Origin of the sequence: Streptomyces sp. NBC_00597, from assembly GCF_041431095.1 — a bacterium.
In the GTDB taxonomy this organism is placed as follows: Bacteria; Actinomycetota; Actinomycetes; order Streptomycetales; family Streptomycetaceae; genus Streptomyces.
Genome location: NZ_CP107757.1, coordinates 145,074 through 164,454, shown reverse-complemented (window position 1 = coordinate 164,454; position 19,381 = coordinate 145,074). Strand labels below are relative to the sequence as shown.

The window sequence follows — 19,381 nt, the reverse complement described above, 5'->3', positions numbered from 1 at the left end:
CGCCGGGCCCGGCTTCTCCTTCGCCGGGCCCGGCTTCTCTTGCGTCAGGTCCGGCGGTGCCGCGCGGCGCCCTTGGTGGTCTCGTTGGCGGCCTCTTTGGCGGCCTCCTCGGCGGCCTCCTTGGCTTCCCACTCCGCGATCACGTCGATCGGCGGCGGCGCCTTCGCCAGGAACACCCACGTGAAGTACACCGCCAGCACCATCGGCGGCAGCTTGAGCGCGATCAGCACCCAGCCCAACTGCGTCGCGTCCCCCCACCAGTACAGCGGGAAGAGGATCGCGTACTTCGCGAGGAAGATGAGCCCCCAGGCCAGGCTGGCCTTGGTGTACGCCTTCTTCCGCCCGGGGTTGCGGGTCCGCCAGGACAGGTTCTCCTTGAACACCGGCCCCAGGATCACGCCCAGCAGCGGGAACCCGACCAGCGCGGACAGCGTGAAGGCCACGCCCAGCCCGGCGCCGTAGATCATGCCGGGCAGGTAGAAGCCCTTGGCGGTACCGGTGAACAGCGCGAAGGCCACACCGACGCCCACGCCGAAGACCCCGCTGAAGGCGTGCTTCACGGTGTCCTTGCGCAGCAGCCGCACGATCACGAGCAGGACGGCGACCGCGCCCGCCGCGATCGCCGACATCTTCACGTCCTTGTTGACCGTGTAGATCATCACGAAGAGCAGGCCGGGGAGCATCGTCTCCACGGTGCCCCGGACGCCCCCGAAGGCGTCGAACAGCGCCGCCTGCGTCACGGCCTTCTGGTCCGCGGACGGTTCGCCGGCGGGATCCGGGGTGATCGGTTTGTCGAGTGACGTCACCGGTTAGTGCTCCTGTCCGAGCGGTCGGAGTTCGTACTTCGGATTGAAGAGGACCCGGCGGCCGTGGCTCATGGAGATCCGCCCGGAGGCGATCATGCGCCGGCCCGGTTCGATTCCCACGATCGAGCGACGTCCGAGCCACACGACGTCCAGCGCCGCCGAGCCGTCGAAGAGCTCCGCCTCCAGGGCGGGCACTCCGGCGCGCGGCCGAAGGGTGACGGTACGCAGGGTTCCCGTCACCTTGACTATCTGGCGGTCGTGGGAGTCGCAGATCCGCGTACACCCCGCGGCTTCTGCGTCCTCTTGCAGCTCCGCCGAATGCAGCTCCTCCTGTGAGGTGGACAGCCGCTCTATCATCCGCCGGAACCGGCCCGCCGGCCTGACCGGCTTGACGGACTTCTCGGGACGCGGTTCAGCACTCATAACAGGAAGCGTACCGGCGCCCCCGCTACCTCTCGAAGCGGTATCCCATGCCCGGTTCGGTGATGAAGTGCCGCGGGTGCGAAGGGTCCGCCTCCAGTTTCCGCCGCAGCTGCGCCATGTAGACGCGCAGGTAATTGGTCTCGGTGCCGTACGAGGGCCCCCAGACCTCCTGCAACAGCTGCTTCTGGCTGACCAGCTTGCCGCCGTTGCGGACCAGCACCTCCAACAGGTGCCACTCGGTGGGTGTGAGCCGTACGTCGCGCCCCTCGCGCACGGCCTTCTTGGCGGCCAGGTCCACCGTGAACCCGTCGGTCTCCACGAGCACCTCGTCCTCGCCGGCGCCCGCCGCCGGCTCGGCCCGGCGGACGGCGGCGCGCAGCCGCGCCAGCAGCTCGTCCATGCCGAAGGGCTTGGTGACGTAGTCGTCGGCCCCTGCGTCCAGGGCCTCGACCTTCTCGTCGGAGCTGTGCCGGGCCGAGAGGACCAGGATCGGCACCCGGGTCCAGCCGCGCAGGCCCCTGATCACCTCGACGCCGTCCATGTCGGGCAGGCCCAGGTCGAGGACGACCACGTCGGGGTGGCGGGCGGCCGCGAGTTCCAGGGCGCCGGCCCCGTCCGCCGCGGCGTCGACCTCGTACTTGCGCGCCTTCAGATTGATCACGAGGGCTCGGACGATCTGCGGTTCGTCGTCCACCACGAGCACCCGGGTCATTGAAGTCCTGCTTTCTGTCGTATCGGGTCGGGAGCGATGGGGCCGGTGCCGGCAGGGGCGCCGGCGTGTTCACTGTCGCGCGTCGCGGCGCGCAGTGTCAGCACCATGGTCAGACCGCCGCCGGGCGTGTCCTCGGCCGCCAGGGTGCCGTCCATGGCCTCGGCGAAGCCGCGGGCCACGGCGAGGCCGAGGCCGACCCCGGTGCCGCGCGGGGCGTCCCCGTGCCTCTGGAAGGGGGCGAAGATCCGGTCCTTCGCCTCGTCGGGCACCCCGGGGCCGCGGTCGACGACGCGCACCTCGACCCGGTCGCCGAGGAAACTGGCCGCGACCAGCACCCGCTCCCCGGCCGGTGCGTACTTGACGGCGTTCTCCACCACGTTGGCCACGGTCCGCTCCAACAGCCCCGGGTCCACCGCCACCATCGGCAGCGTCTCCGGGACGTCGAGGACCACGCTGTCCTCCGGTACGCCGCCCAGCGCCATCGGGACCACCTCGTCGAGGTCGATCTCGCGGATGAGCGGGGTCACGGTGCCGGTCTGGAGGCGGGACATGTCGAGCAGGTTGCCGACCAGGTGGTCGAGGCGGTCGGCGCCGTCCTCGATGCCTTCGAGGAGCTCGGCCCGGTCCTCCTCGGACCAGTCCACGTCGTCGGAGCGCAGGGAGGACACCGACGCCTTGATGGAGGCGAGCGGCGTACGGAGGTCATGGCTGACGGCGGCCAGCAGCGCGGTCCGGATCCGGTTGCCCTCGGCCAGCCGCCGAGCCTCCTCGGCCTCCCCGACCAGCCGCTGCCGGTCCAGGACGACGGCGGCCTGGGCGGCGAAGGCACCGAGCACGCGACGGTCCTCGGCGGGCAGCACCCGGCCGGACAGGGCCAGCGCCATGTGGTCCCCGATGGGCATGTCCACATCGGCGTCCTCGGGGCGGCCAGCCGGGCTCGGTCCGACGCTCCCGGCGGGTCTCCAGGGCTCGACGTCGCTCGTGCGCTCCAGGAGGGCCACGGACTCCATGGCGAAGGTCTCGCGCACCCGCTCCAGCAGCGCGTCCAGCGTGGTCTCGCCGCGCAGCACGCTGCCGGCCAGGAAGGAGAGGATCTCGGACTCGGCGCGCAGCCGGGCCGCCTGGTGGGTGCGCCGGGCGGCCAGGTCCACCACCGAGGCCACGGAGACCGCGACCCCGAAGAAGACGGCGATGGCCACGATGTTCTTCGGGTCGGAGACGGTGAACCGGTGCACTGGCGGGGCGAAGTAGTAGTTCAGCAGCAGCGAGCCGAAGGCGGCCGAGGCCAGCGCCGGCCAGAGTCCGCCCAGCAGGGCGGCGGCCACGGTCAGCGACAGGAACAGCAGCATCTCGTTGGCGAGGCCCGGGTCGGCGTTCACGTGCGTGAGCAGCACGGCCAGCAGGGCGGGCAGGACCATCCCGACGACCCACCCGGCGATGATCCGGGGCCGCCCGAGCCGGGCCGCCGAGGGGACCACGGGCAGGCCTCGACCCCGGGCGACCTCCTCGTGCGTGACGATGTGCACGTCGAGGTCGGGCCCCGAGTCGCGGGCCACGGTGGCGCCGACGCCGGGGCCGAAGACGTACTGCCAGGCCTTGCGGCGGCTGGAGCCGAGCACGATCTGGGTGGCGTTGACCCCGCGGGCGAATTCGAGGAGCGCGTCGGGGATGTTGTCGCCGATCACATGGTGAAACGTTCCGCCAAGATCCTCGACCAGCGTCCGCTGGACCGCGAGTTCCTTCGGCGAGGCCGCGGTCAGCCCGTCGCTGCGGGCGATGTAGACGGCCAGGATCTCGCTCCCGGACCCCTTGGCCGCCACCCGGGAGGCGCGGCGGATGAGCGTCCGGCCCTCGGGGCCGCCCGTGAGCCCCACGACGATCCGCTCACGCGCCTGCCAGGTGGAGCGGATGTTGTGCTCGCCCCGGTACTGCTGGAGGTACTCGTCGGCCCGGTCGGCCACCCACAACAGCGCCAGCTCGCGCAGGGCGGTGAGGTTGCCGGGCCGGAAGTAGTTGGACAGGGCCGCGTCGACCTTGTCGGACCGGTAGATGTTCCCGTGGGCCATCCGCCGGCGCAGCGCCTGGGGGGACATGTCGACGAGCTCGATCTGGTCGGCCCGCCGCACCACCTCGTCCGGCACGGTCTCGCGCTGCCGCACCCCGGTGATGGACTCCACCACGTCGCCGAGCGACTCCAGGTGCTGGATGTTCACGGTGGACACGACGTCGATGCCCGCCCGCAGCAGCTCCTCGACGTCCTGCCAGCGCTTGGCGTTGCGCGAGCCGGGCACGTTGGTGTGCGCGAGCTCGTCCACGAGCGCGACGGCGGGCCGGCGCGCCAGTACCGCGTCCACGTCCATCTCGGTGAAGGCGGCGCCCCGGTACGAGAGCTCCCGGCGCGGCACCCGTTCGAGCCCGTGCAGCATCACCTCGGTGCGCGGCCGCCCGTGGTGCTCGACGAAGCCGACGACGCAGTCGCCGCCCCGCTCCACCCGGCGGTGGCCCTCGGAGAGCATCGCGTACGTCTTTCCCACACCGGGTGCCGCGCCGAGGTAGATCCGTAGCTTGCCGCGTCCCATGGGCCCATTCTCCGGGACGTTTCCGCCGATCACGCACCTTTTGCGGGGCGTGCGCCCATCCCTGACGGATTTCTGACACCCCTCGGGTACGACAGCGGGCCGTACCCCCGAAGGAGTACGGCCCGCGGCCGGAAACGGTCGTCGCCGGGGAGCCGCCGGGTCAGCGGACCTCGGTGATCGTCGGACCCTGCTCCAGCTGGCCCATGCCGCCGGAGAAGCGGGAGCCCTCCTGGTCCTCGGTCTGCACGCCGTCCGGCACCATCTGGGCGTCGTTCGGCAGCTTCAGCACGATCGGGTCGCGCGGAGCCATCGGACCGTCGCCGCGCACGATGACGGTCTCCCGGAAGATCTGCTCCAGCACGCCCGCCGACTCGGGGCGCACCGCGCCCTGGCCGGAGATGACGCCGCGCAGGAACCAGCGCGGGCCGTCGACGCCGACGAAGCGGACCAGCTGGGCGCCGGTCTGGCCGTCGGGCATCGGAACGGGCACCTGGGCGCGCAGCTCCCAGCCCAGCGGACCCTCGACCTCGTCGATGATGCCGCCCTGCTGGGTGATGCCCGTGGCGATCTCCTCGCGGACCTCGCCCCAGATGCCTTCCTTCTTGGGCGCCGCGAAGGCCTGCAGCTGTACGGCGCTGTCGCCGAGGACGACCGTCGCGGCGACGATCGCGTCGCCGGCGACCTCGACGCGCAGCTCCATGCCCTCGACACCCGGTACGAGAATGCCGCCCAGGTCGACGCGACCCTCCTCGGGTGCACCGGGCACCTCGGAGACGTCCCAGGGGCCGTCGGGCCGCGGGGCCGGCGGCAGGTTCACCCTGCGGGGCGCGGAGTCCTGCTCCTCGCCGCCGTCCTGCTCATCGGCAGCCACGCCGTCCACGACCTGCTCGGCCGCGCCGCCGTCCTTGGCGGAGTCGTTCTTCTTGCGACGTCCGAACACGTCACTGTCCTTCCCGGTCGGATACGACCGAAGCGTAGCCATTCCCACCCTGCTGACCAGCGCCGGATCCGGCCACGGCCGCATGACCGCCGGTGGAGCCGAAACCCCCCTCGGCCCGCGCCGAGCCGGGAAGTTCCGCCACCTCGTGGAAGCGCACCTTCTCGACCCTCTGGACAACCAGCTGGGCAATGCGGTCGAAGCGCTCGAACCGGACGCTCTCGCGCGGGTCGAGATTGACCACGATCACCTTGATCTCCCCACGGTACCCGGCATCCACCGTCCCCGGGGCATTCACGAGCGCGAGCCCGCAGCGGGCGGCCAGCCCCGAGCGCGGGTGCACGAACGCCGCGTACCCGTCGGGCAGGGCGATGGACACGCCCGTGGGCAGTACGGCGCGTTCGCCGGGCTCCAGCACGGCCGCCTCGGTGGTCACCAGATCGCAGCCGGCGTCGCCGGGGTGGCCGTAGGCGGGCAGGGGCACCTCGGGGTCGACCCGCTTGATCAGCACGTCGACCGGGGCGTGGTTGTTCTCAGACATCAGGGGTTCACCTCGAAGGCGCGTGCGCGCCTGACCTGGTCCGGGTCGGACATCGCCGCCCGGATCTCCTCGGGCCGACCGTTGTCGATGAAGTGGTCGACCTTCACCTCGATGAAGAGCGCGTCCGCGCGCACGGCGACGGGGCCCTCGGGCCCGCCTATCCGGCCGACCGCGGTGGAGTAGATCTTGCGCCCGGCGACGGCGGTGACCTCGGCCTCCAGGTGCAGCACGGTGCCGACGGGCACCGGCCGCGCGAAGTCGGTCTCCAGCCGTCCCGTGACCGCGATGACGCGCAGCAGCCAGTTCAGGGAGCCCAGCGTCTCGTCGAGCGCGGTGGCGAGCACCCCGCCGTGGGCGAGACCGGGAGCACCCTGATGAGCGGGCTTGACGGTGAACTCGGCGGTGACGCGCACGCCCTCGCCCGCGCGGGCCTCCAGGTGGAGTCCGTGGGGCTGGCCCCCGCCGCAGCCGAAGCAGTGCTCGTAGTGCGCACCGAGCAGCTCGCCGGGTGCCGGGGCGTCGGGGTGCCTGACCGGCGCGGCGGCATCGGCCGGAGGCGTCAACGCTGTGTTTCGTCCACTCACAGGCGCAGACCTTACCCGCGCCGCCACCCGGCGGTCGCCCCGTGGCAGGCTTGACGCCATGCAGCTCTCCCCCGCGCACCACGACGAACGTTTGACCGCCCCCCGCTCCTGGTGGGCCATCGCCGTACTGATCGGCCTCGCGTGCGCGCTGATGCTGCTGCCACTGGGGACGCTGCCGCTGCTGACCGGGCTGTTCGGGGGCACCGCGCTGGCCGGGATGCTGGTGAGTTCGTACGGGTCCGCTCGCGTGCGCGTGGTGGGCGGTGCGCTGGCGGCCGGTGATGCGCGGATCCCGGTGGCGGTGCTGGGCGAGCCCGAGGTGCTGGACGCGGAGGAGGCGCGCGCCTGGCGCACGTACAAGGCGGACACCCGCGCCTTCATGCTGTTGCGCAGCTACGTCCCGACGGCGGTGCGGATCCCGATCACCGATCCGCAGGACCCGACGCCGTACGCGTACGTCTCCACCCGGGAGCCGCAGGCGCTGGTCAAGGCGATCCGGTCGGCCAAGGCACCGGGGGCACCGGGAACATCAGGGGCACGGGGCTGATCAGCCGCGGGCCGCGGACCGGGGGCGCCGGCCCGGTCGGGTCGGGGCTCAGGCGGGGGGCCAGTCGCCGGCCGGGCCTTCGAGTGCGGCCCTGATGGGCCCGGGAAGGGGCTGGGAGGGCTGCTCAAGGGGCGGAAGCTCCGGCAGCGAGTCCCACGCCACGGCCCGGCTCCGCAGGTCGGCACGGACCTTCTCGGCGAGTTTGCGGGTGTCGCGGTGGTTCATGACCGCCCCGACGGTCGCGCCGACCATGAACGGCAGCAGGTTCGGCAGGTTGCGGAACGTCCGCTTCGTGATCTGTTGGCGCAGTTCGCGCTTCATCTGACCGCCGAGCGCGATGTTCAGCGTCGTCGGCTTCGTCAGGTCCACCCCGCGCTGCTGCGTCCACGCGGCCAGGTAGGCGAGGCTGCGCTCCTTGACGTTCCCGGCGGGCCGCTGGCCGTACACCTCGTGGAGCTCCGCGACGAGCTTCAGCTCGATCAGCGCGACCCCGGTGATCTCCGCGGCCAGTTCGGCGGGCATCGCGGGCGGCACCGGCATCATGGCCGCGGCTCCGACGCCCGCGCCCACCGTCGAGCTGCTGTACGCGGCGCCCGCGATCAGCTTGTCGGCGAGCTGATCGGGACCGAGGCCCGGGAACTGCGCGCGCAGGGTCGCGAGGTCCCGAACCGGAACGCGCGGTGCGTTCTCGATAATGCGGTCCGCGATGTGCAGGACGGCGGCCCTGACATATTCGCCGCCCTTGCGCACACCACTCTTGACGGCTTGCAGCCGACGAGCCCCGGACCTGCGCCGGGCCGCCTCGTCGGACTCTGCGGCCGTCGGCACCGCCTCGGCGGTGCCGGAGGACACGGCGGGTACGCCGGGGGCTTCTGGGCCCGTTTCCGGGCCCGTGATTCCCGCCTGCGCCTCCGCCGGATCACCAGCTTTTCGAAAGCGCCGCTTCCGAAACGGTGTCGAGCCGGTCACGGCCGACGCCTCTCAGTCGCAGTCGCGGCAGATCGGCTGACCGTTCTTCTCGCGCGCCAGCTGGCTGCGGTGGTGCACCAGGAAGCAGCTCATGCAGGTGAACTCATCGGCCTGCTTGGGCAGCACTCGGACGGCCAGTTCCTCGTTGGAGAGGTCCGCGCCGGGGAGCTCCATGCCCTCCGCCGCGTCGAAGTCGTCGACATCGACGCTCGAAGAAGACTTCTCGTTGCGCCGGGCCTTCAGCTCTTCAATGCTGTCGTTGTCGACGTCGTCGTCGGTCTTGCGTGGGGTGTCGTAGTCCGTTGCCATTTTTCGCTCTCCCCCTCTGGGATTTAGCGGTGTCTCAGCGCACGTAACGCGCGAGAGGCCGGACTTGTGCCCGACCTGAGGCGGAGATTTTGCCTCACATCAAGGTCTGTTACTCAATCGACACCCAGCCGCCCACCTGAAGGAGCGATTGGCTGGGATGACGACCGGGACCGTACACGGTCCGGGGGCCGTCTTGCACAAACGCCACCCCGTGTATTTCCCGCCGTTCGAGGGGCGGGAAACCCGGACTTCCCGGGCTTTCCGGCCTCTTTTGGGGTCACTGAACGCACATGGCCCAACACTCGCCAATGTGATCGATCACACAACCCCCTCATCCTCCGCCCCTCGCATTTTCAGCCAACAGCGAACAGCGGGTGAAGGGACTCACAGGGGCAAAGTGACACGCATCACGAGGCCACCACCCTCGCGCGGCGTAGCGGAGATCCGGCCGCCGTGTGCGCGGGCCACGGAGCGCGCGATCGACAGGCCGAGCCCGACACCCTTGTCGCTGCCCGTTCGCTCCGTACGCAGCCGCCTGAAGGGCTCGAAGAGGTTGTCCACCTCGTACGCGGGAACCACGGGACCCGTGTTCGATACGACGAGGATCGCCTGCCCGTGCTGGGACTCGGTGGTGACCTCCACCCAGCCGTCCTCCGGCACGTTGTACCGGACGGCGTTCTGCACCAGGTTGAGGGCGATCCGCTCCAACAGGACGCCGTTGCCCTGGACCACGGCCACGGCCCGCTCGCCGCGGATCTCCACGCCCTTCGCCGCGGCCTCCCCGCGCGCCTGGTCGATGGCCCGCGAGGCCACCTCCGCGAGGTCCACGGGCTTGCGCTCGACTATCTGGTTGTCGCTTCGGGCCAGCAGCAGCAGGCCCTCGACCAACTGCTCGCTGCGCTCGTTGGTGGCCAGCAGCGTCTTGCCGAGCTGCTGGAGCTCGACCGGCGCACCCGGATCCGACAGGTGCACCTCCAGCAGCGTCCGGTTGATCGCCAACGGGGTGCGCAGCTCGTGCGAGGCGTTCGCGACGAACCGTTGCTGGGCCGTGAAGGCCCGCTCCAGCCGGTCGAGCATCTCGTCGAAGGTGTCGGCGAGCTCCTTCAGCTCGTCGTCCGGCCCGTCCAGCTCGATCCGCCGGGTCAGGTCGGAGCCGACCACCCGGCGGGCGGTCCGGGTGATCTTGCCGAGCGGCGAGAGCACCCGGCCGGCCATCGCGTAGCCGAAGGCGAAGGCGATGATGCTGAGGCCGAGCAGGGCCATCAGGGAGCGGCTGAGCAGATCGTCCAGCGCGTGCCTGCGCTGCTCCAGGATGCAGGTGTTGATCGCGGCGTTGAACTGGTCGGGCGTCTGGCCCCGTCCGATCACGCCGGGGCAGGTGCTGGTGACCTGGATGTCCGTGCCGCCCGCAATCTTGAACGGTAGCCCGTTGCCCTCCCGCAGCGCCTGCGCCGCCAGCAGGTAGATGATCGACAGCAGCAGGATGCCGGCGATCAAGAACATACCGCCGTACAGCAGCGTGAGGCGTATGCGGATGGTCGGCCGCAGCCAAGGGAAGGGACCCTCGGGCTGGCCGGGGTCCCAGGTCGGTCTCGGCGGCACCGTGGGTGGTGCCGGGGTCGCCGCCACCCGCGTCAGATCCGGTAGCCGGAGCCGGGCACGGTCACGATGACCGGCGGCTCCCCGAGCTTGCGCCGCAGGGTCATGACCGTCACCCGCACCACGTTCGTGAAGGGGTCGGTGTTCTCGTCCCATGCCTTCTCCAGCAGCTGCTCGGCGGAGACGACGGTGCCCTCGCTCCGCATGAGAACTTCCAGCACCGCGAACTCCTTCGGTGCCAGCTGGACCTCTCTGCCCTCGCGGAACACCTCGCGCCGGTTCGGGTCCAGCTTGATGCCGGCCCGCTCCAGTACGGGGGGCAGCGCGACCGTGGTGCGCCGCCCCAGGGCGCGCACGCGGGCGGTCAGCTCGGTGAACGCGAAGGGCTTGGGCAGGTAGTCGTCCGCACCCAGCTCCAGGCCCTCCACCCGGTCGCTCACATCGCCCGACGCCGTCAGCATCAGCACGCGGGTGGGCATGCCGAGCTCGACGATCTTCCGGCAGACGTCGTCGCCGTGCACGAGGGGGAGGTCCCGGTCGAGCACGACCACGTCGTAGTCGTTCACCCCGACGCGCTCCAGCGCCGCGGCGCCGTCGTACACGACGTCCACGGCCATGGCCTCCCGGCGCAGCCCGGTGGCCACCGCATCGGCGAGCAGCTGCTCGTCCTCGACGACGAGTACGCGCACGTCGTTTCCTTCCATAGAGCCCTGAGGGCACACGTGTGTATTGCGTCGTCCATCCTGCCCGTTTCAGCCGTAAACCGGCTGTAAGGCGCCGCTCAGGGGCCTGCGGGGGGCCGGAAGTGAGGATTCCCTCGCCTCGCGAGGTTTCTGGGCCCAGGGTGCCGGGGAGGACGACACCACACCCCAACCACTCCCTGACGGCGGACTGCCACGTGCCGCCGTCGACCCACGAAGAGGGGGCGAACCCACCATGGACGCATTCACCGCGGGTCTTCTGCAGCGCATCCGGGCCACGCAGACGGACCTCAAGCAGGCCCGTGAGACGGGCGACGACTTCCTCGTGGAAGTGGAGCAGGCGGAACTGGAAGATCTCCAGCGCCTCGCCGCCGAACACGGCGTCGCCGTCTCCGCCTGCTGACCTCTACTCCAGCCCGAACCCCGGCGGCCGCACGCGGCAGCCGGGGTTCCCTCATGCCGGGCCCCGCCGGGGGCGTGTCACGGCCCGTCAGTCGTGCCAGGCCCCGGCCTCGTCCAGCAGCGGCTGGAGCGAGGCGAACACCGCAGGGGTGGCGGCGAGCGCCAGCTCTCCCGAGGCCGGCCGCCCCGGCCGCCCGCCCGTGTGCGCCCCGGCCTCCCGCGCGATCAGCTCGCCCGCGGCCAGGTCCCAGGGGTTGAGCCCGCGCTCGTAGTACGCGTCCAGCCGGCCGGCGGCCACGTCGCTGAGGTCCAGCGCCGCCGATCCGCCGCGCCGGATGTCGCGCACCTTGGGGATCACCCGCTGCGCGACGACCGCCTGCTGCTCCTTGCGCGCCTGGAGGTACGCGAACCCCGTCCCGACCAGCGCCTGGTCGAGCGGCGCGGCCGCCCGGCACGCCAGGCGGACCCCGGCCAGCCAGGCCCCGCCCCCGAGCACCGCGTGGTACGTCTCGCGCCGCATCGGGGCCGCCACGATCCCGACCACGGTCTCGCCCTCGTACTCGGCGGCGATCGACACGCTCCAGCTCGGCAGCCCGTACAGGTAGTTGACGGTGCCGTCGAGCGGGTCCACGACCCAGCGCACCCCGCTGGTCCCGGGGCTGTCCGCGCCCTCCTCGCCCAGCAGCCCGTCCTCGGGTCGCCGCCGCGCGAGGACGGCGGTGATCAGCTTCTCCGCCGCGATGTCCATCTCGGTCACCACGTCGATCGGGCTGCTCTTCGTCGCCGCGACCGCGAGATCGGCCGGGCGTCCGTCCCGCAGCAGCTCACCGGCCTGCCGGGCGGCGTCCAGACCCACGTCCAGCAGTTCGGCCTTCAGCTCTTCGGAGATCACGGTCCGCCCTTCCTAGGCGTACGGGCTGTCGGCGCCCGCGGCCGCGGGCCGGGGCGCGCGCGCCGGGCAGCAGCCCACCGCGCACAGGTCGTGGCTGGGCCCGAGCAGGCCCAGCGCGCAGCGCTGCGCCGGCTCGCCCCGCTCCGCGGCGGCGCGCTCCAGCACCAGTTCCCGGACCGCGGCCGCGAACCGCGGGTCGGCGCCGACCGTCGCCGACCGGGCGACCGGCAGACCCAATTCCGCGGCCTTCGCGGTCGCTTCGGTGTCGAGGTCGTACAGGACCTCCATGTGGTCCGAGACGAACCCGATCGGCACCATCACCACCGCGGGCGCCCCGGCGCCGTGCAGCGCCTCCAGGTGGTCGCAGATGTCCGGCTCCAGCCAGGGGATGTGCGGGGCGCCGCTGCGCGACTGGTAGACGAGCTCCCAGGGCAGTTCCGTGCCCGTCTCGGCCCGTACCGCGTCCGCGATCACCTGCGCGACGTCCAGGTGCTGCTTGACGTACGCGCCGCCCTCGCCGTCGGCGGTGTGCTCCCCGACCGGGCCGGACGTGTCCGCGGCCGCGGTGGGGATCGAATGCGTGGTGAAGGCCAGGTGAGCGCCGGCGCGCACCTGCGCAGGCAGCGACTCCAGCGCGGCGAGCACCCCGTCGATCATGGGCTGCACGAAGCCGGGGTGGTTGAAGTAGTGCCGCAGCTTGTCCACCTGCGGCAGCTCGGCGACGCCCTCCCCCTCCAGCGCCGCGAGCGCGTCCGCGAGGTTCTCGCGGTACTGGCGGCAGCCCGAGTACGAGGCGTAGGCGCTGGTCGCGAGCACCGCGATCCGGCGGCGCCCGTCGGCGGCCATCTCCCGCATCACGTCGGTGAGGTACGGGGCCCAGTTCCGGTTGCCCCAGTACACGGGCAGGTCCAGCCCGTGCTCCGCGAAGTCCTTGCGCAGGGCGTCCAGCAGCTCGCGGTTCTGCCCGTTGATCGGGCTGACCCCGCCGAAGCCGAAGTAGTGCTGCCCGACCTCCTTGAGGCGCTCGCGCGGAATGCCGCGGCCGCGCGTGACGTTCTCCAGGAACGGCACGACGTCATCGGGTCCTTCGGGTCCGCCGAAAGAGAGCAGCAGGAGGGCGTCGTAGGGGGCGGCGAGGCCTTCGGCCGGGGGCGAGGCGGCGGCGCGGAGCTGGTCTGACATGTTTCGAATCCTGCCACCCTGCGTGCACGCGGGAGAACAGGCCGGTCCGCATACCGGGACGCACCACAGGTAAGGTGACCCTAACTTTCACTGCTCGAAAGATGATCGGTGTCGAACCTTCCCCGTGCGGACGCCTCGTCGGCGGTCGTAACCTGTACGGGCCAATGAAGTCCCTTACGGAGAGACCTTGCCCAGTCCCTACCGCGCGATCTTCGCGGCCCCCGGCACCAAGGCCTTCAGCGCCGCAGGCCTGATAGGCCGGCTGCCGATATCCATGGTGGGCGTCGGCATCCTCACGATGATCTCCGAGATCACCGGGCGCTACGCGATGGCCAGCGCCCTCACCGGCACCCTGGCCCTGGCCGCCGCCTTCGTCGGCCCCCAGGTGTCCCGCCTGGTGGACCAGTACGGGCAGCGGCGGGTGCTGCGCCCCGCGACCCTGATCTCCGTCACCTCCGTCACCGCCCTGGTGCTGGCAGCGGCGAACGGACTCCCCGACTGGACCCTCTTCGTCTTCGCGGCCGTCGCCGGCTGCGTGCCGAGCGTCGGCTCGATGGTCCGCGCCCGCTGGACCGTGCTCTACCGCGACGCCCCGCGCGAACTGCACACCGCGTACTCCTTCGAGTCCGTGGTGGACGAGGTCTGCTTCATCTTCGGCCCGATCCTGGCCATCGGCCTGTCCACCACCTGGTTCCCCGAGGCCGGTCCGGTGATCGCGGCCGTCTGTCTGCTCGTCGGCGTCTGGCTGCTCACCGCCCAGCGCTCCACCGAGCCGGCGCCGCACCCGCGCAGCGAGGACGGCGACCGGACCTCCGCCCTGCGCTCCCCCGGCCTCCAGGTGCTGACGGCCACCTTCGTGGCGACCGGCGCCATCTTCGGATCCATCGACGTCTCCACCCTGGCCTTCGCCGAGGAGCAGGGCCACAAGGCCGCCGCCAGCTACATCCTGGCCATCTGGGCGGCCGGATCCTGCCTGGCCGGCATCGTCTTCGGCCTGCTCCACCTCAAGGGCAGAACAGAACGCAGGTGGGTACTGGGCATCTGCGCCATGGCCGTGAGTATGATCCCCCTCCTACTGGCCGGGAACCTTCCGTTTCTGGCCGTGGCGCTCTTCGTCTCGGGCCTCGCCATCGCTCCCACGATGATCACCACGATGGCCCTGATCGAAGCGCACGTACCGCGCGCGAAGCTCACCGAGGGCATGACCTGGATCACCACCGGCCTCGCCGTCGGTGTAGCGGTCGGCTCCTCCGTGACCGGTCTGGTCATCGACGCGGCCGGCGCCCAGCGCGGGTACGTCGTCTCGATCTCCTCGGGGGTCGCCGCGGCGGCGGTCGCGTTCGCGGGTTACCGCCGGCTGACGAGGCCGGCGCAAGGGGAGGAGCCCTCTAGCGATGGGGACGGCGACAGCAGCAGGCAAGAGCGGGCCGGGGACACGGGCCGCGTGGCATAACTGGGCGGGCAACGTCACGGCAGCACCCGCCCGGGTGGTGACTCCGTCCTCGGTCGGGGAGCTCCAGGAGGCGGTGCGGCGGGCCGCCGGGGACGGGCTGAGGGTGAAGGCCGTCGGCACCGGTCACTCCTTCACCGCGGCCGCCGCGACGGACGGGGTGCTCGTACGCCCGCAGGCGCTGGCCGGCATCAAGGAGATCGACCGGGCCGCCGGCACCGTCACGGTGGCGGCCGGCACGGTGCTCAAGGACCTCAACGCGGCCCTGGCCCGCGAGGGCCTGTCTCTCACCAACATGGGCGACATCATGGAGCAGACGGTCTCGGGCGCCACCAGCACCGGAACCCACGGCACCGGCCGCGACTCCGCCTCCATAGCCGCCCAGATCCGCGGCCTGGAACTGGTCACGGCGGACGGCCGGCTGCTCACCTGCTCCGAGAAGGAGAATCCGGAGGTCTTCGCGGCCGCCCGGATCGGCATCGGCGCCCTCGGCATCGTCACCGCGATCACCTTCGCCGTAGAGCCGATCTTCTTCCTGACCGCCCGTGAGGAGCCCATGGGCTTCGACCGGGTGACCGCCGAGTTCGACCAGCACTTCGCGGAGAACGAGCACTTCGAGTTCTACTGGTTCCCTCACACCGGCAACTGCAACACCAAGCGCAACAACCGCAGCCAGGGCCCCGCCGCCCCGCCCGGAGCCGTGAGCGCCTGGATCGAGGACGAACTGCTGTCCAACGGCGTCTTCCAGGCCGTCAACTCCCTCGGCCGCGCGGTCCCGGCGACCATCCCCTCCATCGCCCGGGTCGCCAGCCGCGCGCTGTCCGCGCGCACCTACACGGACATCCCGTACAAGGTGTTCACCAGCCCGCGCCGGGTGCGGTTCGTGGAGATGGAGTACGCGCTCCCGCGCGAGCAGGTGGTCGAGGCACTGCGGGAGCTCAAGGCGATGGTCGACCGCTCCGGGCTGCGGATCAGCTTCCCGGTGGAGGTGCGGACGGCTCCGGCGGACGACATCGCGCTGTCCACGGCCTCGGGGCGGGACACCGCGTACATCGCGGTGCACATGTACAAGGGCACCCCGTACCAGGCCTACTTCACGGCCGCCGAGCGGATCTTCACCACGCACGGCGGACGGCCGCACTGGGGCAAGGTGCACACGCGGGACGCGGAGTACTTCGCCCGGGTCTACCCGCGCTTCGGCGAGTTCACCGCGCTACGGGACCGGCTGGACCCGGACCGACTGTTCGGCAACGACTACCTGCGGCGGGTCCTGGGCGAATAGCCCCCGCTCACGGCGCGCCCTGCCGCCCTCCTCCGCTCGGGGTCGGCGTGGGAGTGGGCGTCGGGGTGGAGGTGGGGGTGGGCTTCGGGCTCGACGTCGGCGGACGTGGACTCGGACTCGACGCCGACGCTCCGGAGTCCGAGGAGTTCGCGGAGTCCCCGGTGCCCGGGTCGGGAGAGGCCGCGGCCGACGCGTCGGGGCTCGGGCCCCGGCCGCCGTGCTCGCCCGAGGGGCTCGGGGAACTCCCGGACCCGGGCGTCCTCCCGCCGCGCCTCCCGTCGACGCCGGGCTGATCGCCGGGGTCGGCGGGCCGCTCGTCGCCCGCCTTGCGCGTGCCGCCGGACCAGATCGTTGCGCCGCCCCGGCTGATCGCCGTGCCGGAGAAGGCCTCGTACGCACCGAGGCCGCCGAGCGCGATGGCGAAGGCCGCGACCGAGGCCACCGCGGTCCGCTTCCAGCCCCGTACGCGGGTGCCGTGCACGGTGGCCTCGCCGAACTCCCCGGACGGCGGAACCGCGCGGAGCAGCGGGGTGCCGTCGGGCGCCTCCTCCTCGGCGGACAGCGGGACCCGGCGGGCCCCGGGGCGGGCGCTCTCGCGCAGCTGGTCGCCGGTGCGCTTGAAGAAGTGCTGGATGACGGGGCCGCCCGCGGTGGCGACCACGCTCACCACGCCGGCGCCGAGGATGGTCCCGTAGACGCCCAGCTTCGAGGCGAGCAGGGCCGCCGCGACGGTGGCGAGGGAAGAGCCCGCGATCTGGGCCACGCTCAGATCGAGCTTGTTCGTCTCCGTTCCGAACGCCGGTTCGACCTCCTGCGTGGCCTTCTGACCCATCCTCATCCCCATGTGTGTGCTGCCCGTCGCGACCTCTCGCGACCTCTCGCGCTTCACCGCTCTCAGGAGTTACTGACCATTGAGCGAAACAGATGGTTCCGTTTCTGGGGATTCTGTGAAGCAAGACACCCGAAAACAGGTGCGGTCGCAGGTCCGGCCCGATTTGGGGCAGCCCAACTCCCGCCGCCCACGACAAGTTCGGCGGCGCGGCGGTCCACCCAGGTGGCCCGAATGGAGTACTGTGGCGAGCCCTGGGGCCGTCCTTCCTTCTGGATGTCCGGACTCGGGAGAGGGGGCCGGCTGATGGAGAAACGGCACTCAAGACCGGTGATGCCGCGGTATTGCACGGATTCCTGATGCGCACAGTAATCGTTCGGTCACTGTGTGTGCCCAACAGGTAACCGTGCCATAACGGCGATCAAGGGCGCATGCCCGACACGCCGGTTGAACTCGGCAAGGTTGTGGCAGGCTGCACCCGGGCAGGCCACACTCGACTAGCGGAAGCAGCGACGCACGTGACGTCGGCAGGCACCACCCGGGAGGTCCCCATGCCCGAACTGCGTGTCGTGGCCGTCTCAAATGACGGCACACGACTGGTGCTCAAGGCTGCGGACAGCACGGAGTACACGCTTGCGATCGACGAGCGGCTGCGGGCTGCCGTGCGCAACGACCGCGCGCGCCTGAACCAGATCGAGATCGAGGTGGAGAGCCACCTCCGCCCCCGCGACATCCAGGCCCGCATACGGGCCGGCGCCTCCGCTGAGGAGGTCGCTCAACTCGCCGGCATCCCCGTCGACCGCGTACGCCGCTTCGAGGGCCCGGTGCTGGCCGAGCGCGCGTTCATGGCGGAGCGGGCCCGCAAGACGCCCGTGCGCCGCCCCGGCGAGAACACCGGACCCCAGCTCGGCGAGGCCGTGCAGGAGCGGCTGCTGCTGCGCGGGGCCGACAAGGAATCCGTCCAGTGGGACTCCTGGCGCCGCGACGACGGCACCTGGGAGGTCCTCCTCGTCTACCGGGTCGCGGGCGAACCGCACTCGGCGAGCTGGACGTACGACCCGCCGCGCCGGCTGGTCGTGGCCGTGGACGACGAGGCCCGCTCCCTGATCGGCGAGACGGACGACCTGCCCGCGACGCCGGAGCCGAGCTTCCCGTTCGTGCCGAGGATCGCGCGGCTGCCGCGGGACCGGCCGCTGGACCGCGCCCTGGACCGCCAGCTGGAGCGAACCGCCAACCACGCGGCACCGGAACCGGAGGAGGAGCGGGACACCCTGACGAGCCTGCTGGAAGCGGTACCGAGCTTCCGCGGCGACCTGGTGGTCCCGGAACGCCCCGAACCCCCGGTGGAGGAACCGGAGGCGGAGGAGCCCCCGGCCGCCTCGGCGAGCGCGGGCGCGGGCTCCGCGTACGCGGACGTCCTGATGCCGCGCACGGTGGCGGGCCACCGCGACCGCCTGACGGGCACCACGGACCGCCAGGCGGAGGCCGACGGCGTCCGCCCGGGCCGCCGCGCAGCGGTCCCCAGCTGGGACGAAATCGTCTTCGGCACCCGCCGCAAGAAGCAGGAGTAGTCCCGCCCCGCCCTGCCCCACCGGGCGAACCCGGGGCCCCGGGGCCCCGGGGCCCGGCCCCAGCATGCGTCCGGTGCACTCGGCGGGGGGACCGGGGCGCGGGTCCGGGGCGGAGCGCCCGGGACCGTGGGCTACTGGGGAGCCGGGCCCGTGGCGACCGGGCGGGCCGGGTCCGAGGACCACTCCGACCAGCTGCCCGCGTACAGGGCCGCCGGAACACCCGCCACCTCCAGCGCGAGCACCTCGTGCGCCCCGGAAACCCCCGATCCGCAGTACACCCCCACCGGCTCTTCGCCCGAAACGCCCAGCCCCGCGAACCTCGCCCGCAGTGCGTCAGCAGCGAGGAACCGCCCGTCCGCGCCCACGTTCTCGCTCGTCGGCGCCGACACCGCTCCCGGGATGTGTCCGCCGACCCGGTCGATCGGCTCGACCTCACCGCGGTACCGCTCCCCCGCCCGCGCGTCCAGCAGGATCCCGCTGCGCGCGAGTCCCGCCGCGGCGTCCGCGTCGAGCAGGCCCACCGCCCCCGCGTTTGGCTTGAAATCGCCCTCTTCCACCGTCACCGCGTCGGCGGACAGCGACCCGCCCGAAACCGTCCATGCGGCGAGGCCCCCGTCCAGTACTCGCACGTCCGTGTGACCCGTCCAGCGCAACAGCCACCACGCCCGGGCGGCGCCCCAGCCCAGACCGCCGTCGTACACGACCACGGGAGCGTCCATCGAGACCCCGGCCCTGCGCATCACCGCCCCGAACTCCTCCGGGTGCGGCAGCGGGTGCCGCCCGCCCGCTCCCGGCGGACCTGCCAGTTCGCCGTCCAGGTCCACGTACACCGCCCCCGGCAGGTGGCCGGCCTCGTACGCGGACCGCAGGTTCGGCCCGCCCAGTTGCCAGCGGACGTCGAGCAGCACGGGCGGCCGGGGCCCGGCCAGCTCGTCCCTCAGTTCGGACGCGGAGAGGATCGCGGAGTTCGCGCGATGCGCAGGGTTCGCAGTCATACGGCCCATCTTCCTCCCCGCTCGACGGCCGCCGTAACGAGCCCGACATCGACAGGCCGCCCCGATTCGGT

General features: G+C 71.9%; 20 protein-coding genes. 5 read left to right on the top strand and 15 right to left on the bottom strand.

The annotated features are described in order from the left end of the window. Positions 1-44 precede the first annotated feature (44 nt). The 7 genes from OG974_RS00635 to OG974_RS00605 form a co-directional block, all read right to left on the bottom strand. Positions 45-806, bottom strand: coding sequence for a DUF3159 domain-containing protein (locus OG974_RS00635; protein WP_328764041.1), 762 nt, complete (start codon positions 804-806; stop codon positions 45-47). 3 nt (positions 807-809) lie between these two features. Continuing rightward, complete coding sequence (locus tag OG974_RS00630) at positions 810-1,229, bottom strand: OB-fold nucleic acid binding domain-containing protein (protein ID WP_327278968.1); 420 nt, start codon at positions 1,227-1,229, stop codon at positions 810-812. 25 nt (positions 1,230-1,254) lie between these two features. After that, on the bottom strand, positions 1,255-1,941 hold the full coding sequence (locus tag OG974_RS00625) for a response regulator (RefSeq protein WP_327278967.1): 687 nt from the start codon (positions 1,939-1,941) through the stop codon (positions 1,255-1,257). Further along, positions 1,938-4,520, bottom strand: a complete 2,583-nt coding sequence (locus tag OG974_RS00620; protein WP_328764040.1) for a sensor histidine kinase KdpD — start codon at positions 4,518-4,520, stop codon at positions 1,938-1,940. Before OG974_RS00620 ends, OG974_RS00625 begins: the two co-directional genes overlap by 4 nt. 160 nt (positions 4,521-4,680) lie before the next feature. Beyond that, the gene (locus OG974_RS00615) at positions 4,681-5,460 is read right to left on the bottom strand and encodes a DUF3710 domain-containing protein (RefSeq protein WP_030293862.1); all 780 of its coding nucleotides are present in this window, start codon (positions 5,458-5,460) and stop codon (positions 4,681-4,683) included. A 1-nt stretch (position 5,461) separates the two neighbouring features. Next, positions 5,462-5,998, bottom strand: coding sequence for a dUTP diphosphatase (dut, locus tag OG974_RS00610; protein WP_327278965.1), 537 nt, complete (start codon positions 5,996-5,998; stop codon positions 5,462-5,464). Continuing rightward, the gene (locus tag OG974_RS00605; protein WP_327278964.1) at positions 5,998-6,582 is read right to left on the bottom strand and encodes a PaaI family thioesterase; all 585 of its coding nucleotides are present in this window, start codon (positions 6,580-6,582) and stop codon (positions 5,998-6,000) included. The genes dut and OG974_RS00605 overlap by 1 nt, the downstream gene beginning before the upstream one ends. A 58-nt stretch (positions 6,583-6,640) precedes the next feature. Here OG974_RS00605 and OG974_RS00600 point away from each other — a divergent pair, with 58 nt between their 5' ends. Further along, positions 6,641-7,129 carry a DUF3093 domain-containing protein gene (locus tag OG974_RS00600; RefSeq protein WP_328764037.1) on the top strand — a complete coding sequence of 163 codons (489 nt, stop codon included), beginning with the start codon at positions 6,641-6,643 and terminating at the stop codon, positions 7,127-7,129. Positions 7,130-7,177: 48 nt separating this feature from the next. On the opposite strand, the gene OG974_RS00595 is transcribed toward OG974_RS00600, so the two are convergent. The 4 genes from OG974_RS00595 to OG974_RS00580 form a co-directional block, all read right to left on the bottom strand. Further along, positions 7,178-8,098, bottom strand: a complete 921-nt coding sequence (locus tag OG974_RS00595) for a hypothetical protein (protein ID WP_328764036.1) — start codon at positions 8,096-8,098, stop codon at positions 7,178-7,180. Positions 8,099-8,110: 12 nt separating this feature from the next. Next, positions 8,111-8,407, bottom strand: a complete 297-nt coding sequence (locus OG974_RS00590) for a DUF4193 domain-containing protein (RefSeq protein ID WP_030154344.1) — start codon at positions 8,405-8,407, stop codon at positions 8,111-8,113. Positions 8,408-8,791: 384 nt separating this feature from the next. After that, positions 8,792-10,036, bottom strand: coding sequence for a HAMP domain-containing sensor histidine kinase (locus OG974_RS00585; protein ID WP_327278961.1), 1,245 nt, complete (start codon positions 10,034-10,036; stop codon positions 8,792-8,794). Between the two features lie 5 nt (positions 10,037-10,041). Further along, entirely contained in the window at positions 10,042-10,695 is a 654-nt protein-coding gene (locus OG974_RS00580) for a response regulator transcription factor (protein WP_030036265.1), read from the bottom strand. Between the two features lie 247 nt (positions 10,696-10,942). Here OG974_RS00580 and OG974_RS00575 point away from each other — a divergent pair, with 247 nt between their 5' ends. Next, entirely contained in the window at positions 10,943-11,110 is a 168-nt protein-coding gene (locus OG974_RS00575; protein WP_327278960.1) for a hypothetical protein, read from the top strand. An 87-nt stretch (positions 11,111-11,197) separates the two neighbouring features. Here OG974_RS00575 and OG974_RS00570 read toward each other — a convergent pair whose 3' ends face one another. Further along, positions 11,198-11,998, bottom strand: coding sequence for an inositol monophosphatase family protein (locus OG974_RS00570; protein ID WP_327285818.1), 801 nt, complete (start codon positions 11,996-11,998; stop codon positions 11,198-11,200). 15 nt (positions 11,999-12,013) lie between these two features. Further along, positions 12,014-13,183 (bottom strand): ferrochelatase, encoded by a 1,170-nt coding sequence (locus OG974_RS00565; protein ID WP_327278959.1) that lies wholly within the window; start codon positions 13,181-13,183, stop codon positions 12,014-12,016. A gap of 187 nt (positions 13,184-13,370) precedes the next feature. Here OG974_RS00565 and OG974_RS00560 point away from each other — a divergent pair, with 187 nt between their 5' ends. Then, a complete protein-coding gene (locus OG974_RS00560; RefSeq protein ID WP_327278958.1) occupies positions 13,371-14,636 on the top strand; it encodes an MFS transporter in 1,266 nt (421 codons plus the stop codon). After that, positions 14,578-15,915, top strand: coding sequence for a D-arabinono-1,4-lactone oxidase (locus tag OG974_RS00555; protein ID WP_328764035.1), 1,338 nt, complete (start codon positions 14,578-14,580; stop codon positions 15,913-15,915). Before OG974_RS00560 ends, OG974_RS00555 begins: the two co-directional genes overlap by 59 nt. Before the next feature lie 7 nt (positions 15,916-15,922). Here OG974_RS00555 and OG974_RS00550 read toward each other — a convergent pair whose 3' ends face one another. After that, positions 15,923-16,747, bottom strand: a complete 825-nt coding sequence (locus tag OG974_RS00550) for a hypothetical protein (protein ID WP_371645022.1) — start codon at positions 16,745-16,747, stop codon at positions 15,923-15,925. A gap of 548 nt (positions 16,748-17,295) precedes the next feature. Here OG974_RS00550 and sepH point away from each other — a divergent pair. Continuing rightward, positions 17,296-18,315, top strand: a complete 1,020-nt coding sequence (gene sepH, locus OG974_RS00545) for a septation protein SepH (RefSeq protein ID WP_327278955.1) — start codon at positions 17,296-17,298, stop codon at positions 18,313-18,315. A gap of 131 nt (positions 18,316-18,446) precedes the next feature. Here the strand turns inward: sepH and OG974_RS00540 are convergent, their stop codons facing one another. Next, entirely contained in the window at positions 18,447-19,310 is an 864-nt protein-coding gene (locus tag OG974_RS00540; protein ID WP_327278954.1) for a sulfurtransferase, read from the bottom strand. Positions 19,311-19,381: the final 71 nt, after the last annotated feature.